The organism is Shinella fusca (genome assembly GCF_014203155.1).
Lineage (GTDB): Bacteria > Pseudomonadota > Alphaproteobacteria > Rhizobiales > Rhizobiaceae > Shinella > Shinella fusca.
In genome coordinates this window covers 134174-151205 of the sequence record NZ_JACHIK010000009.1, presented here as the reverse complement: position 1 = coordinate 151205, position 17032 = coordinate 134174, and the positions used below count along the sequence as shown (strand labels likewise).

General features: G+C 66.2%; 6 protein-coding genes. 1 reads left to right on the top strand and 5 read right to left on the bottom strand.

Going from position 1 to position 17032, the window contains the following annotated elements; all coding sequences use genetic code 11:
• Window positions 1-8 precede the first annotated feature (8 nt).
• The 3 genes from HNQ66_RS14520 to HNQ66_RS14510 all read right to left on the bottom strand — a co-directional run bounded on the left by HNQ66_RS14520 (window position 9) and on the right by HNQ66_RS14510 (window position 4957).
• Complete coding sequence (locus tag HNQ66_RS14520; RefSeq protein ID WP_184144878.1) at window positions 9-560, bottom strand: GNAT family N-acetyltransferase; 552 nt, start codon at window positions 558-560, stop codon at window positions 9-11.
• Window positions 561-643: 83 nt separating this feature from the next.
• Window positions 644-4102, bottom strand: coding sequence for a pyruvate carboxylase (pyc, locus tag HNQ66_RS14515; RefSeq protein WP_184144877.1), 3459 nt, complete (start codon window positions 4100-4102; stop codon window positions 644-646).
• 114 nt (window positions 4103-4216) lie between these two features.
• Window positions 4217-4957 carry a helix-turn-helix transcriptional regulator gene (locus tag HNQ66_RS14510; protein ID WP_184144876.1) on the bottom strand — a complete coding sequence of 247 codons (741 nt, stop codon included), beginning with the start codon at window positions 4955-4957 and terminating at the stop codon, window positions 4217-4219.
• A 298-nt stretch (window positions 4958-5255) separates the two neighbouring features.
• Here HNQ66_RS14510 and HNQ66_RS14505 point away from each other — a divergent pair, with 298 nt between their 5' ends.
• Window positions 5256-7013: a glucan ABC transporter ATP-binding protein/ permease gene (locus HNQ66_RS14505; protein ID WP_184144875.1), complete on the top strand. Its 1758-nt coding sequence runs from the start codon at window positions 5256-5258 to the stop codon at window positions 7011-7013.
• A 6-nt stretch (window positions 7014-7019) separates the two neighbouring features.
• Here HNQ66_RS14505 and HNQ66_RS14500 read toward each other — a convergent pair whose 3' ends face one another.
• Both HNQ66_RS14500 and HNQ66_RS14495 read right to left on the bottom strand, forming a co-directional pair.
• On the bottom strand, window positions 7020-8192 hold the full coding sequence (locus HNQ66_RS14500) for an OpgC family protein (RefSeq protein ID WP_184144874.1): 1173 nt from the start codon (window positions 8190-8192) through the stop codon (window positions 7020-7022).
• Between the two features lie 24 nt (window positions 8193-8216).
• The gene (locus HNQ66_RS14495) at window positions 8217-16697 is read right to left on the bottom strand and encodes a glycoside hydrolase family 94 protein (protein ID WP_184144931.1); all 8481 of its coding nucleotides are present in this window, start codon (window positions 16695-16697) and stop codon (window positions 8217-8219) included.
• Window positions 16698-17032 lie beyond the last annotated feature (335 nt).

Genomic DNA, 17032 nt, shown 5'->3' with positions numbered 1-17032 from the left:
GCCCGACCTTATCCCATCGTTTCCGGATAGATGTCCATCGGCGGCTCCGTCTCCGCCCCGTCGCCGAGCGCGCGCTGCATGAACACCGTGTCCAGCCAGCGGCCGTGCTTGAAGCCGGTTGCCGTCAGGCGGCCGCTGTGCTCGAAGCCGGCGGCGGCGTGGACGGCGATGGAGGCGGGGTGCGCCCCGCCGATCACGGCCACCATCTGGCGAAAGCCGAGGTCCGTGGTGCGGTGGATGAGCTCGGCAAGCAGCGCCCTGCCGATGCCCTTGCCGCGGGCTTCCGGCGCCAGATAGACGGAATCCTCGACGAGCCAGCGATAGGCCGGCCGCGTGCGGAAGGCCGAGGCATAGGCATAGCCGAGGATGAGCCCCGTCTGCTCCACCGCGACGATATAGGGATAGCCCTTGCCGGTGATCGCCGTAAAGCGCGCCGCCATCTCGTCGAGCGAGGGCGGGTCGATCTCATAGCTTGCGACCCCGTTCAGCACGGATTCGCGGTAGATTTCGGTGAAGGCGGCGATATCGCCCGAAGCGGCGGTGCGGATGACGAAGCGCATGGAAAGCCTGCGTTCTCATGGAAATACGGGATGGGGTTCGTCCCATCCCATATCCGTTTCCCGCTTTCAAGCCGCCGGCCGGCTCAGGCGCCGTAGACGATCAGGAGGTCCTTGGCGTCGATCTGGTCGCCGGCGCGCACCAGCACCTCGGAGATCATGCCGTCCTTCTCGGCGTGGAGCGCCGTCTCCATCTTCATCGCTTCGATGGAGAGCAGCACGTCGCCGGCCTTGACCGTCTGGCCGGCCGCGACCGAGACCGTCGAGATGACGCCCGGCATCGGCGCGCCGAGATGGGCGGCGTTGCAGCTGTCGGCCTTGCGGCGCGCGGCCGAGGTGGCCGCGCGGTTGCGGTCCGGTACCTTGATGAGGCGCGGCTGGCCGTTCAGCTCGAAGAACACCTTTACCATGCCCTTCTCGTCCGGCTCGCTCTTGGCCTGATGCAGGATGACGAGGGAGACGCCCTTTTCCAGCTCCGGCTGAAGCTCCTCGCCCGGCGCAAGCCCGTAGAAATAGGCCGGCGTCGGCAGCACGCTGACCGGGCCGTAGGTATCGACGGCCATCGCATAGTCGGTGAAGACCTTGGGATACATCAGGTAGGAGGCGAACTCGAAATCGTCGACCTTGCGTTCCAGCTTGTCCTCGATGGTCTTGCGTTCGGCATCGAGATCGGCGGGCGGCAGCAGCGAGCCCGGCACGGCCGTATAGGGTTCTTCGCCCTTCAGCGCCTTCTTCTGGAGAGCTGCCGGCCAGCCGCCCGGGGGCTGGCCGAGATCGCCGCGCAGCATGGAGACCACCGAATCCGGGAAGGCGATGTCCTTGGCCGGGTTCTCCACGTCGGCGACCGTAAGGTCCTGGGAGACCATCATCAGCGCCATGTCGCCGACCACCTTGGAGGAGGGCGTCACCTTGACGATATCGCCGAACATCTGGTTGGCGTCGGCATAGGCCTGGGCGACGCGATGCCACTTGGTTTCGAGGCCGAGCGAACGGGCCTGTTCCTTGAGGTTGGTGAACTGGCCGCCCGGCATTTCGTGCAGGTAGACTTCCGATGCCGGCCCCTTGAGGTCGCTTTCGAAGGCGGCGTACTGGAAGCGCACGGCCTCCCAGTAGAAGGAGATGCGGCGGATCCATTCGGGATCGAGGCCCGGATCGCGCTCGGTGCCCTTCAGCGCCTCGACGATGGAGCCGAGACAGGGCTGCGACGTGTTGCCGGAAAGCGCGTCCATCGCCGCATCCACCACATCGACGCCGGATTCGACGGCGGCGAGCACGGTCGCGGCAGCGATGCCCGACGTGTCGTGCGTGTGGAAATGGATCGGCAGGTCCGTCGCCTCGCGCAGCGCCTTGAAGAGCACGCGCGCGGCGGCGGGCTTCAGGAGCCCCGCCATGTCCTTCACCGCGATCATGTGCGCGCCGGCCTTTTCCAGCTCGCCGGCAAGGGCGGTGTAGTATTTGAGATCGTATTTCGGGCGGGCGGAGTTGAGGAGATCGCCGGTATAGCAGATCGCCGCCTCGCAGATGCGGTTCTCCTCGGCGACGGCGTCCATCGAGACGCGCATGTTGTCGACCCAGTTGAGGCAGTCGAAGACGCGGAAGACGTCGATGCCGCCCCTGGCCGCCTGCCGCACGAAATACTTCACCACATTGTCTGGGTAGTTCTTGTAGCCGACGCCGTTCGCCCCGCGCAGCAGCATCTGGAGGAGAAGGTTCGGCGCATCCTCGCGGATGCGGGCAAGGCGCTCCCACGGGTCCTCCGTGAGGAAGCGCATGGAGACGTCGAAGGTCGCGCCGCCCCAGCATTCTAGCGAGAAGAGCTGCGGCAGGGCCCTTGCATAGGTGCCGGCGACGCGGGCGATGTCATGCGTGCGCATGCGGGTCGCCAGCAGCGACTGGTGGCCGTCGCGCATCGTCGTGTCGGTGAGGAAGACCCGGCTTTCGCCGCGCACCCATTCGCCGAACTTCTTCGGGCCGAGTTCGTCGAGCTTCTGCTTGGTGCCGGCGGGAATATCGCCGTTGATATAGGGCACGACCGGCTTTGCCACATCCGCCGGCGGCCTCGGACGGCCCTTGGCCTCCGGATGGCCGTTGACGGTGACGTCGGCGAGGTAGGTGAGCAGCTTCGTCGCGCGGTCCTGGCGCTTGACCTGCTGGAAGAGCTCCGGCGTCGTGTCGATGAAGCGGGTGGTGTAGCTGTTGTTGCGGAAGGCCTCGTGGCCGATGATCGCTTCGAGGAAGGTGAGGTTGGTCGCGACGCCGCGCACGCGGAATTCGCGCAGCGCCCGGTCCATGCGGTTGATCGCTTCCAGCGGCGTGCTGCCGGAGGCCGTGACCTTCACCAGCAGCGGATCGTAGTAGCGGGTGATGTAGGCGCCGGTATAGGCGGTGCCGCCGTCGAGGCGGATGCCGAAGCCGGCGGCCGAGCGATAGCCGGTGATGCGGCCATAGTCCGGGATGAAGTTCTGCTCCGGGTCCTCGGTGGTGATGCGGCACTGGAGGGCATGGCCGTTGAGGCGAATATTCTCCTGCGCCGGCACGCCCGATTCCGGCGTGCCGATGGCGTAGCCGTCGAGGATGTGGATCTGCGCCTTGACGATGTCGATGCCGGTCACGACCTCCGTGACGGTGTGCTCGACCTGGATGCGCGGGTTCACCTCGATGAAGTAGAACTTGCCGGTGTCGGCATCCATCAGGTACTCGACCGTGCCGGCGCCGATATAGTCGGTCGCCTTGGCGATCTTCAGCGAATAGGCGGCGAGCTCCTGGCGCTGCGCATCCGAAAGATAGGGCGCGGGCGCGCGCTCGACGACCTTCTGGTTGCGGCGCTGGATGGAGCAGTCGCGCTCGAAGAGATGCACGACATTGCCGTGCGTGTCGCCGAGGATCTGGCTTTCGACGTGGCGGGCGCGCTCGACGAGCTTTTCCAGATAGACCTCGTCCTTGCCGAAGGCGGCCTTGGCCTCGCGCTTGGCCTCGGTCACCTCGCGGATGAGGTCCTTCGGGTCGCGGATGGCGCGCATGCCGCGCCCGCCGCCGCCCCAGGAGGCCTTGAGCATGACGGGATAGCCGATCTCGGCGGCAAGGCGGTGGATCTCCTGCTCGTCATCCGGCAGCGGCTCGGTGGCCGGCACGACCGGCACGCCGACGGAGATGGCGAGGTTGCGCGCCGCCACCTTGTTGCCGAGCTGGCGCATGGTGGTCGGGCGCGGGCCGATGAAGGTGATGCCGGCGGCATCGCACGCATCGACGAATTCCGGGCTTTCGGACAGAAGGCCGTAGCCGGGGTGGATGGCGTCGGCGCCGGAGAGCTTTGCGACGCGGATCACTTCCTCGATGGAAAGGTAGCTTTCGATGGGGCCGAGGTCGCGGGCCAGATGCGGGCCGCGGCCGATCTGGTAGCTCTCGTCCGCCTTGAAGCGGTGCAGCGCCAGTTTGTCCTCCTCCGCCCATATCGCAACCGTTTTGAGCCCCAGTTCATTGGCCGCGCGGAACACGCGGATGGCGATTTCGGAACGGTTGGCGACAAGGATCTTGGAAATGGGCAAGTCGAACTCCTCAATGACCTGGAAACGGGAAATGCTGCACCCGCGAAGAGATTATTAACGGGTAATTTCCAAAGTTCAATTTTGCTTTCGTCGTCGGCGAGAAGATTTGCGCCGTCAGGAAACGAGGCCGAGGCGGAAGGCGATGGCCACGGCATGGTGGCGGTTGCGCGCGCCGAGCTTTTCCTGCAGCCCGTTCATGTACCAGTCGACGGTATGGCTGGAGATGCCGAGCACCCGGCCGATATCCGGCGAGGTCATGCCCTCGGCGAGCAGGCTGAGGGCCTCCATTTCGCGGCGCGTCAATTCCACGTCGACCACGGCCGAGAGCCGGGCGGCGGCCTCCGGATCGGCGACATGGATGAGCTTCCAGTAGAGCCGCCGCGCGATGCTCTCGAAAAGGCCGAGCTCGACGCCTTCCAGATCGACCGGCTTGCCGCCGAGGCTGAGGCTGCCGACAAGGCCGCGCCGGCCGTGGACCGGGAAGATATAGCCGTCCTCCAGCCCGTTCTGCCGCGCATCGACCATCATGCGCTCCATGCGCTTGCGGTGCGGGCTCGAGCGGAACACGCTGAGCGTATCGCGCCAGCGGAAGCCGGCCTGCGCATGGCCGAGATAGCGCACGGTCGGATCGATCTGCATGTAGCGCTTGCGCAGATAGGTTTCCGGCCAGCCCTCGGGCCAGCGCCCGGCGAGAAGCAGGCCCGACAGGCTCTCCACCGGCTTCGGCGCCTGGGTGAGCCAGTAATACTCGAAGCCGCAAAGCGTCAGCAGACGCTCGAATTCGGCCGTCGTCTCTTCCCGGCCGCGCAACTCGTCGATCAGTGCAAGGAATTGCACCAGCAAGTTGATCTTCATATGCCCCGCGCTTGATCGCTTTGTTTAACCAACTGATAAAGCTGAACCCGGCCGGATCCCGGCCCAAGCGCCCCACTCATTTCCCCGCCTTACAATTGGCAGGATCGCATGGTGAAAATCAATCGGTTTGCGCGAATGAGCGGGGTGAATTCGGCAAATCACGCAAGATTTCATCCGCGTCACGAAATTTGCTTGACCCGGAAGAACTTTTGCCGCTTCCGCTGATTACTACCGCAGCGAAGGGACGAAGGTGCTCGCTGCACCGCATAACAGGTATTGCCGGAAAGGCTCCATTCTCGTGTCTTTGTATCAGGTTTATGCAAGAGCCCTCAGCTATCTCGCCATCTACAAGCTTCGTGTCGGACTGGTCGTCGCCGCCAACGTCGTGCTGGCCGTGATTACCATCGCCGAGCCGGTGCTGTTCGGCCGTATCATCGATGCCATCTCCAACAAGGGCGACGTCACGCCGATGCTGCTCATGTGGGCGGGCTTCGGCCTCTTCAACACCATCGCCTACGTGCTCGTCGCCCGCGAGGCCGACCGGCTGGCGCACGGGCGCCGCGCGAGCCTCCTGACGGAGGCCTTCGGGCGCATCATCTCCATGCCGCTCGCCTGGCACAGCCAGCGCGGCACGTCCAACGCGCTGCATACGCTGCTGCGGGCCTGCGAGACGCTGTTCAGCCTGTGGCTCGAATTCATGCGCACGCACCTTGCCACGGCCGTCGCGCTTACCCTTCTGATCCCCACCGCCTTCTCGATGGACTACCGGCTCTCGCTGGTGCTCGTGGTGCTCGGCGCGCTCTATGTCCTCATCGGCAAGGTGGTGATGAACCGCACGCGCGAGGGACAGGCTTCGGTGGAGAGCCACTACCACACGGTCTTCTCCCATGTGTCGGACTCGATCAGCAACGTCTCTGTCGTGCACAGCTACAACCGGATCGAGGCCGAGACGCGCGAGCTGAAGCGCTTCGCCGAGCGGCTGATCAACGCGCAGTTCCCGGTGCTCGACTGGTGGGCGCTCGCCAGCGCGCTCAACCGCATCGCCTCCACCATCTCCATGATGACGATCCTCGTCATCGGCACCGTACTCGTGCAGCGCGGCGAAATCCGCGTCGGCGACGTCATCGCCTTCATCGGCTTTGCCGGCCTGCTCATCGGCCGCCTCGACCAGATGAAGGCCTTCGCCACGCAGATCTTCGAGGCGCGCGCCAAGCTGGAGGACTTCTTCACGCTGGAGGACGCGGTGAAGGAACGCGAGGAGCCGACGGATGCCGGCGAACTGGGCGAGGTGAAGGGCAGGGTCGAATACCGCAATGTCAGCTTCGACTTCGCCAATGCCACGCAGGGCGTGCGCGACGTCTCCTTTACGGTGGAGGCGGGCCAGACCGTCGCCATCGTCGGCCCGACGGGCGCCGGCAAGACGACGCTCGTCAACCTCCTGCAGCGCGTCTACGAGCCGCAGTCCGGCCAGATCCTCATCGACGGCGTCGATATCTCCACGGTGACGCGCAAGTCGCTGCGCCGCTCCATCGCTACCGTCTTCCAGGATGCGGGGCTGCTCAACCGCTCGATCTCCGACAATATCCGCCTCGGCCGCGAGGGCGCGACGGAAGAGGAGATCGTGGCGGCCGCGGAAGCGGCGGCGGCGAACGACTTCATCACCTCGCGCCAGAGCGGCTACGAGACCCATGTCGGCGAGCGCGGCAACCGGCTTTCGGGCGGCGAGCGCCAGCGCATCGCGATTGCCCGCGCCATCCTCAAGAATGCGCCGATCCTCGTGCTCGACGAGGCGACCAGCGCGCTCGACGTGGAAACGGAGGCGCGCGTGAAGGCGGCGATCGACCAGCTCCGCCGCAACCGCACCACCTTCATCATCGCGCACCGCCTCTCGACGGTCCGCGAGGCGGACCTGGTGATCTTCATGGATCACGGCCAGGTCGCCGAGATGGGCACGTTCAACGATCTCAGCCAGAGCAACGGCCGCTTCGCCGCTCTGTTGCGGGCGAGCGGCATCCTGACGGACGACGACGTGCGCAAGAGCCATACGGCCGCCTGATCCTTCTTATCGCCGCGTGCGATCGCGCTCCTTGACCGGCAGGGCCTGAAGGCCCTGCCGGTTTGCGTTCCGGCTCATGACGGCCGCCTGCCAGTCGAGATAGCGCGCATAGGCGAAGTGCAGCGCGATACCGAGAAGGACGTAGACCGTGCCGAACAGCGGGTCCTTGCCTGTCACGAACAGGAGGACCTGCCCGATCATTGCCAGGATGGTGCCGAAGATGAAGATGGCGAGTGAATGGCGGCCTACCGCGACGAGCGGGTGGGAAAGCGGCAGCGCGGCCCAGCGGGAGAGCGCCGGGATCGTCGCGAGAAGATAGGCGCCCGCCAGCACATGGACGAGCCGCGGCGCCGACAGGAAGGTCTTGTCGAAGCCGGTCAGCACCGCCGGCAGCCCGAAGGAAAGGTCGATGTTCCACCAGGAGAAGACGACCCAAAGCATCGAAATCATCAGGTAGGCGGCCGAAAGGGCAAGGAGGAGGGCATTGCGGGCAATGCCCTTCGCCCTTGCCCGCAGCATGCCGGTAAAGCCGATGACGAAGAGGAACTGCCAGGAGAGCGGGTTGAGGAACCAGTAGCCGTCGTCGAGGAAATTCGACGGGGCGATGCGCCAGATGCCGGCGCAGAGCCAGAGCGTGCCCGAGACGGCAAGAAGCAGCACGGCGCTCTGCCGGTAGAGCCAGAGGAAGCCCGGCAGCATCAGGAACAGCGCGGCATACATGGAGAGAATGTTGTTATAGCCGAACTGGTGGCCGAGCAGCACCATGCTGACGACGCCCTGCTCCGTGCGGTCGACGACGGCGCGCAGGTTGATCTCCGACAGGAGGTCCTGCCGGCCGAACCACAGCGCCCCGCCCGCGAAGATGCCGAAGGTGATGATGCTCGTCATGATATGGGCGACATAGAGCGTCAGCGCCCGGCGCAGGATGCGCAGCGTCACGGCAAGGCGTTCGCCCATCCGAAAGCGCGATCCGTAGGCGAGGCCGACCGACATGCCGGAGATCAGCACGAAGGCCTCGGCCGAATCGGAAAAGCCGAAATTCTTGGACGTCAGGTGTTCCAGGTACTGGCCCGGAACGTGGTTGACGAAGATCGTCAGGAGGGCGAAGGCCCGGATGACGTCGAGGCGCGTGTCGCGTTCCCGCGGCACGCCGCCCGTCGGTCCAGTCTTGTCTGTCATGGCACTCTCATCCACATGGGTGGATCAGAGCAAATAGCCCTCGTTTGAAGATTTGATGACGGAGCCGTTCACGCTTGCCCGCCATCCGCCTTCCTCCGCGCGGTCGACCCGGATGGAAAGCTTCCTGCCGTCGAGCACGAGCGTCGCGGTATAGCCGTTCCACGCCGACGGCAGGACCGGATCGACGAAGAGGCGGCCGCCTTCCTTGCGGATGCCGAGGATGCCCTCGACGGCCGCGCGGTAGAGCCAGCCGGCCGAGCCCGTGTACCAGGTCCAGCCGCCCTGCCCCGTGCGCTCGCCTTCGCCGTAAACGTCGGCGGCGACCACATAGGGCTCGGTGCGGTAATGCTCGGCGTCTTCCTTCGTGAGCGCGTGCCGGACCGGATTGAGGAGGTCGAGGCATGCCCATGCGTCGTCGCCACGGCCGAGGCGGGCAAGCGCCAGCACCACCCAGGTCGCGGCGTGGGTATATTGCCCGCCGTTTTCGCGCACGCCGGGCGGATAGGCCTTTATGTAGCCCGGGTCCTGCTGGGTCGCGCTGAAGGCCGGGGTGAACAGGCGGATGATGCCGTTCTCCCGGTCGACGAGGTTCGCCATCACCGCGTCCATCGCCTGGCGCGAGCGTTCCCCGTCGCCTTCGCCGGAAAGCACGCTCCAGCTCTGGGCGATGGAATCGATGCGGCATTCGCCGCTTTCGGACGAGCCGAGCGGCGTGCCGTCGTCGTAGTAGCCTCGGCGATAGTAGCTGCCGTCCCAGCCGGCCGTCTCCAGCGCCTCCTTCAGGCGGCCTGCATGATTTTCCCACGCTTCGGCATGCGCATGGTCGCCGCGCTCGCGGGCGATCGGCGCAAAGCCGCGCAGCGTGCCGGCGAGGAACCAGCCGAGCCAGACGCTCGTACCGCGGCCGGCTTCGCCGACGCGGTTCATGCCGTCATTCCAGTCGCCGCCGAGGATGAGCGGCAGGCCGTTCTCCCCTGTCCGCAGGATCGCAAGATCGAGCGCGCGGGCGCAATGGTCGTAGAGCGAGGCGTCCTCGGGCGAGCGGCCCGGCTTGAAGAAGGAATCGTGCTGGCCTTCGGCAAGCGGCTGGCCCTCGATGAAGGCCAGTTTCTCGTCGAGCATGGCATGGTCGCCGGTGACGCGGCAGTAGCGCTCGACCGCATGGGCAAGCCACACCACGTCGTCGGAGATCATGGTGCGAACGCCCGCGCCCGTATCCGGCAGCCACCAGTGCTGCACGTCGCCTTCCACGAACTGACGCGCGGCCGCGTTGAGGATCTGCCTGCGGGCAAGCTCGGGCCGGTGGGCGACGAAGGCCAGCGTATCCTGCAGCTGGTCGCGGAAGCCGTAGGCGCCGCTTGCCTGGTAGAAGGCCGTGCGGGCCATGATGCGGCAGCCGAGCGCCTGATAGGGCAGCCAGTCGTTGACCATGCGGTCGAGCGCCGCATCCGGCGTCCTGACCTGGAGCGTGCCGGTGAAGTCCTGCCAGAAGGCGCGGACCGCGGCCATGACGGCGTCGAAATCGGCCGCACGCGCCTTTTCGGCAAGCGCGCGGGCGCTGTCGGCATCGGCCGTATCGCCGAGCACGAAGACGATCGCGCGCTTTTCGCCCGGCTTCAGCGTGATGTCGACGGCGAGCGCCGCGCAGGGATCGCCGATGCCGTCGACGGCGCCGGAAAGCGCCTGTCCCGTGGCGAGGGCGGCCGGCAGAACGATATCGCCGGTGCGGCCGATGAATTCGCGGCGCCTTGCGGTGAAGCCGGCAAGCGGCGCATCGACGGCGAAGAAGCTGGTGCGACCGGCAAAGTCGAGGCTGTAGGGGTTGGTCGCAAGCAGCGCGCCGCTCTCCTCGTCATGGCGCGTCAGCACGAAGGGCGCCGTTTTCGCGGGATTGTTGCCGAGCACCCATTCGACATAGCCGTAGACGGAGAGGCTGCGTTCCGTGTCGCCGGTGTTCTTCACCACGAGGCGGGAATATTTCACCGGGTCCTCGGGATCGACCGTCTGCACGAGGTCGAGCTCGATATCGTCCTCCCAGCTCCGGAAGGCCGTATAGCCGAGGCCGTGCCATGTCTCGAACTTCACCGACGGCTTGCGCGAGAGGGCGGCGAACGGCGTCATCACCGTGCCGCGCCCGCGGTCCTTCACGTAGAAGGCCTCGCCGGGGCGGTTGATCACCGGGTCGTTGGTCCAGGCTGTGAGCTGGAAGTCGCGCGAATTGCGGCTCCAGGTGAAACCGCCGCCTTCGGCCGGGACATGGAAGCCGAAATGCGGGTTGGCGATGACGTTGATCCACGGATGGGGCGTCGCCTCGCCGCCGCGAAGGCGCACGGCATATTCGCGCCGGTCGGCATTGAAGCCGCCGAAGCCGTTCCAGAAGGAAAGCCCCTCGCCGTCGACGGTGGCGGGCTCGCCGGCCGGGGCGGTAAGCCGGGTCGGGTCGGCAACGGGCTCCTCCTCGCCGCGGGGCGTTGCAAAGAGCGAGACGGTGCGGGCGATCTGGTCGGCAAGCGAGCCGTTGCGGGCATGGAAGACGGCGCGGGCCGTCGCCAGCAGCGTCTGCCAGGTGGAAACCTCCATCAGGTCGCGGCGGACCGTGAAGACATGCTGGCGCACGCCGTCGGACTGGCCGCGCATGCGCAGGTTCTCGCACATCTGGTCGAGCGTGTGCTGCATGTCCTGCGCATAGGAGGCGGCGCGCTCGTTGAGGATGACGAGGTCGGCGGTGACGCCCCGGTGGCGCAGGTATTCCTGCGCGCGTAGCGCCTCGCGGGCGACGTCCAGGTCGATCTCGTCGTTGATGCGCAGGACGAAGATCGGGAAATCGCCGGAGATGGCGAGCGGCCAGAGCGCCGATTGCGGGGCAAGCCCCGTCTCGATCGTGCCGGCATCGGCGCGAAGATGCATGTCGGGGTAGGTGAGGTAACGGCCGAGCGTCTGGAAGCTCGCCGCCTCCTGCGAGGTGACGCCGACATGGCGCATATGCACCTGCGAGCGCGTCCAGGCATGGATCATTTCATGGTTGAAGGTGTCGGGGTGGCGGTAATGGTCGATGGCCGCGTCCACCTCGGCGCGGCTCGGGGCAGCGATGGTCCAGAAGATGACCTTGACCTTCTTGCCGGCCGGAACGCGCACGACGCGGCGCAGCGCCATGATCGGGTCGAGCGTGAAGCCGTCCGTGCCGGAAAGCTGCGCGCCGGGATCGAACGCGGCGGCGGTCGTCAGCGAGCGGCCGCGGCCGATGAAGCGCCGGCGGTCCGTCTCGATCTCGGTGCGGCGCGAAGGGCCGGCATTGTCGACGATGAGGTGGGCGACCGCCATGTCCGGCTCGTTCGGATTGCGCTTTTCGCGCTCGGCGCGCACGACGTCGCCGCGCTTGCCGATCTCGGTGCGCACGAACATCTTCGAAAAGAGCGGATGGGCGTTGTCGGCGTCGTCCGTGGCGATGACCGGCTCCATGTAGGAGGTCACCTCGATGAAACGGTCCTCCGGGCCGGTGTTGAGCAGCGTCAGGCGGCGGCCCTCGGCGTCGTGCTCGGTGGCGACGATCACCTCGACCTCGCTCGTCAGCGTGCCGACGGTCTTGACGAATTCGGCCTTGTCGTCGCCGAACTGGGTCTTGGTCTCCTCGCCCTCGGCGCGCTTCGGCTCGGCGGTGGCGGACCACCAATCGCCCGTCACCGTGTCGCGCAGGAAGAGGAAGGAGCCCCAGCGGTCTTCCGTCGGGTCGGGCTTCCAGCGCGTGACGGACTGGCCGTTCCAGCGGGAATAGCCGGCGCCGGTCGCCGTGAGCATCACCGAATAGTGGCCGTTGGAGAGGAACACGGCCTCGCGCTCGCGGGAGATCGGGTCCTTGAAGATGCGGATTTCCGGGCGAAGGAGGTCGGCCTGCGTGCTGCCGACGGTTTCCGGCTCGCGCTTGGCATTGATGATCGGGATGTCGCGCGGCGCCTTTTCCTGAAGCAGGAGCTCGGCGGCCTCGATGACGGGGTCGGCATGGAAGCGCTCGCGCAGCGCCCCGTTGAAGACGACGTTGGCGACGGCGGCGATCGACATGCCGTGATGGTGCGCCATGTAGTTGCGCACCACGGCGCAGGTCTTGCCCTCCGGCACGCGGGTCGGGGTGAAGTCGACGGCGTCGTGGAAACCGTAGACACCGAGCGCGCCGAGCTTGCGCAGGTGTTCCAGGTTGTCGAGCGCCTCCTTCGGCGCATATTGCGCGGCAAGCAGCGAGGCATAGGGCGCGATCACGGCATTCTGGCCGAGGCCGCGCTTGAGGCCGAGCGTCGGCACGCCGAAATTGGTGTACTGGTAGGTCAGCTCGTGGTCGCGGGCGTTGAAGGCGGCTTCCGAGATGCCCCAGGGCGTGCCGAGGCGCCGGCCGTGGTTCATCTGTTCCTTGACCACAAGGTTGTTGGTCTGGTTGAGGATCCCGCCCTGCCGCTCCTGCATGACGAGCGGCGGCATCAGGTATTCGAACATCGAGCCCGACCAGGAGACGAGCGCCCCGCGCGAGCCGACCGGAACGACCGGGCGGCCGAGCTTGTACCAGTGCTCGGTGGGCAAGTCCCCCTTGGCGATGGCGAAGAGGCTGGTGAGGCGGGCTTCGGAGGCGAGGAGATCGTAGCAGGCCTCGTCGAGCTCGTTGGTCTCGACGCGATAGCCGATGGAGAGCAGGCGCCGCTCCTGGCGGAACAGGAAGCCGAAATCCATCGAGAAGGCGATGTCGCGCGCCCGGTCGCGCAGCACGACGAGCCGGTCGCGCAGGTGCTCGATGCTGCCGAGGTCGAAGACGCTGTCGGCGATATGCGCCTCGCAGGTGGCGACCAGTGCGCCCGCCCACTTGGCAAGCTCGCCGCTCTCGGCCGACTTGATCTCGTGGTCGAGGTTGACGATCAGCTTGTTGATGTCGCGCGCGAGCACGGAGAGGTTGATGACGCGGATGGAGGCGAATTCGTGCTCGCGCTTGACGGCAGCGAGCGCGTTCTTGAAGCCGGCGATGCGCTCCTCGACGAGGCGGCGGAGCGGGCGCACGGTCTTGCGGTCGTCCGGAAGCTGCTCCAGCGTCTCGGAAAGGATCGCGGCGACGTCGCCGATGCCGTCGAGGCTGCCCTGCAGGTGTGCCGAGGGGGCTTCCGCCCATTCGCGGCACATGGAGGAGACGGCGATGAGGTGGCCGGCGAGGTTGCCGCTGTCGACCGCCGAGACATAGCGGGGGCCGAGCGTTTCCAGCGTGTTGGTGCGATACCAGTTGAAGAGGTGGCCGCGGTATTTCGGCATGCCGTCGATGGTGGCGACGGTCTGCTCGAGGCGGCGGACCGTCTCCTCGAAGCTGATCCAGCCGAAATCGCGCGCCGAGATGACCGAGAGCAGGTAGACGCCGATATTGGTCGGCGAGGTGCGTTCGGCGAGCACCGGCTGCGGCGTTTCCTGGAAATTGTCCGGCGGCAGGAAGTGCTGCTCGGCGGTGACGAAGGTCTCGAAATAGCGCCAGGTGCGGCGGGCGTATTTACGAAGTTCCGTCGCGACATAATCGGAGACGACGAGCTGGTCCTCCGTCTCGGCCGTCTGGCTGACATACCAGGCGATCATCGGAGAGAGCACCCAGACGAGTGCGAAGGGAACGCCGATGAAGGGCAGGCCCGTCTTGGAGATCGTTGCGAGCGCCACGGAGAAGACGGCGAGCGCCGGGGCCTGCCACATGGACTTGTAATGGGCGAGGATGCCGCCGCGGGCGGCGCTGTCGGCCTGCGCGGCCGTGCGCCATTCGAGCATCAGCTTGCGGCTGACGAAGGTGCGGTAGAGCGAGCGCACGATGGCGTCGGCCATCAAGGCCGCCGAATGGGCGATGAAGACGATGCGCAGCGCGACCTGCGCATTGGCCGCGCGGATATCGGAAAGCACCCGGTGCACATGGGCGCGCGCGACGATGTCGCCGCGGCGCGGCATGATGCCGGAGATCAGCGAGAGCGTCGGGGCGACGAAGAGCAGGAAGATCAGCACGAGCTGCCAGATGAGCGCCTGGCGCGGCTCCATGTAGTACCAGCCCATGACGGAGGCGACGAGCCAGCCGATGGGGATGAGGCTGCGGCGCAGGTTGTCGTACATCTTCCAGCGGCCGAGCATGGGAATGCCGCTCGACGGGCCGAAGAGATAGGGCAGAAGCTGCCAGTCGCCGCGCGCCCAGCGATGCTGGCGCGAGGTCTCGACGCCGTAGCGGGTCGGAAAATCTTCGACGAGCTCGACATCCGTGACGAGCGCGCAATGCGAGAGCGAGCCTTCGAGAAGGTCGTGGCTGAGGACGGCGTTCTCGCCGATGCGGCCCTTGACCGCGGCCTCGAAGGCATCGACGTGGTAGAGGCCCTTGCCGGTGAACGTGCCTTCGCCGGCAAGGTCCTGGTAGACGTCGGAAACGGTGAAGACGTAGGGGTCGACGCCGCGGTCGGCCGAGAAGATGCGCTGGAAGGTCGAGGCTTCCTTGCCGGTCGTCAGCGACGGGGTGACGCGCGGCTGGAGGATGGAATAGCCGGCGGTGATCTCGCCGGTCGCCTCGTCGATCACCGGGCGGTTGATCGGATGGTGCATCTTGCCGACGAGCTTGGTCACGGCATCGCGCATCAGGCGCGTGTCGGAATCGAGCGTCATGACGTATTTGACGTCGGCCGGCACGATGTTGGCGCCGGGCAGGAAGGTGGTGTCGCCGTCGCCGCGCAGCAGAAGGTTCAATTCATGCAGCTTGCCGCGCTTGCGCTCCCAGCCCATCCACGCGCCTTCGGAGGGGTTGTAGAGCCGCCGGCGGTGCAGGAGGTAGAAGCGGGTGCGCCCGTCATAGGCATAACGGGCCGAAAGGGTTGCGATCTCGCGCTTGGCATATTCCAGCACGTCGATGTCGGCGGGCGTCTCTTCGCTCTGGCTGTCGGCCCAGTCGCTGACGAGCGCGAAATAGATCTCGCCGCGCGGATTGGCGAGGTAGTGGACTTCCAGGTTGCGCACCAGCTCGTCGACATGGTCGCGCTTGGAGATGAGACAGGGCACGACGAGCAGCGTGCGCGCATCCTCGGGAATGCCATCCTTGAACTCGTAGCCGACGAGGCGCGAAGGCGTGACGAAGAAGGTCACGAGCGTGTTGAAGAGCCCCGTCGCGCCCTCGGAGGCCGGCAGCGCGAAAAGGATCAGCATGATCAGCCAGGCGCCGTTCGGAATGTCGAGCTGGTCGAGGAAATAGTAGACCGCGATCATCGCCAGCAGCGTCAGCACGACGTTCGGGCCGGCGACGGCGAGCCAGTCGAGCTTGCGCGTGAGGCGCACGACGCGCTGGACGATGGAGGGGCGGTAGCCGATGCTCTTTTCGAGGAGCTTGCGCTTCTTGCCGACGATAAAGGCGGCGACATTGGCCGCGTAGTCGGGATCGTCCGCGTTCGCCGCGGCGTCTTCCTCGACCATGGCGAGCGCGGTCTCGGTGACCTCCAGCTCGCTCTTGCCCGAGCGGCGGGCGAAGCGCTCGATGGAATTGCGGTACTTGTTGCGCGAGCCGAAATCGAGATCGCTGTAGTCGGAACGCCGGCGCAGCTCCTCGTCGAGGCGGCTGACGCTCTCGAACCAGACGGGCCATTCCGCATCGTCCACCGTGCGCAGGCTCTTGATGAGCGAGCTCATCGTCACGTTGCCGGAGGACAGGCGATTGTTCTCCGCGACGATCAGTTCCTCGAGGTCGCTGCCGCGGCTCTCGATCTTGCGCTCCAGCCACTGGATGACCGGGCCGGAGGCCTGCAGGCCGTCGCGCAGGCGGTAGAGAAGCTGGATGACGAAGGTGTTGTCGGCAACGAAGCCTTCCATCGAGCGCAGATAGGCGATGCCCTTGTCGGGATCGTTGAGGCGCACCAGCTCGTCGGCCACCTCGTTGGCCTTGAAGCGCATCTTGCGCGAGCGCTCGACGCGGCTCGAAATGCGCCTGAGGTTCTCCAGAAGCACGAAGCGCACGAAGGAGGGCAGGGCCCACAATTCGCCGATCTTCAGCGCGTCGACCCGCTGGAAGCCCTGCACGAAGGCCGTCAGGCTCTCCTGCGAGACGCTGCTGTGGGTGTGGGCGACATAGAGCCAGGCGAGCGCCAGCGTGCGCGGGATCGTCTGCCCCTCGACCGCGATGGTCGGAAGCTGGCGGTAGAAGCGGCGGGGAAAGTCGCGCCGGACCTCCTGGATCGCCTCTTCGATGACGTAATAGTTGTCGAGCAGCCATTCGGCGGCCGGCGTGATCTGGGCGCCCGCCTCCACGTCCTTGGCGGTCGCCTGGTAGACGCGGAAGATCTCCTTCTCGTTCTCCTTGTGCCGCGGGCGGAACTCGAAGGGATAAAAGCCCGGCAGGCTCGCCGTCTTCTCGCGCGCAAGCGCTTCGCCGCAATCGGCCAGCTCCTCCAGCGTCAGATAGGTGGCGCGGATCGAATCGTTGTAGTCGATCTGCTTGGCATCGGCATCGCGCGGAGCTTGCGGCGTGTTGTGAAGGGGCATGTTTCTGATTCTGGATCCGGCCATGTCGAGCCATCCGGCGGCGGCCTTTGCGCCGGTGGGTTTTTCGCGGGCAGGGTTCATCTTGGTGCCGCGGTCAGCCATGACGCCACGCAGCACCTGGAAGAGGCGGGTGGAACGGACATGGCTCACGCGACACGCTCATTGGCATCCTGGCCGCGTGGTGCATGAAAACGGCATTTTTTAGCCACAAGGACAGAGACTTGCAACATGTCAGCGGGGTCTGGCGGCGCAGCATGGGCCCTCATCTGCGGTTTTGGTGAATCGCCGTCCATTCCTGACAGGACGCAAGGCGAGGCGACGGCCCTTTTTAACGC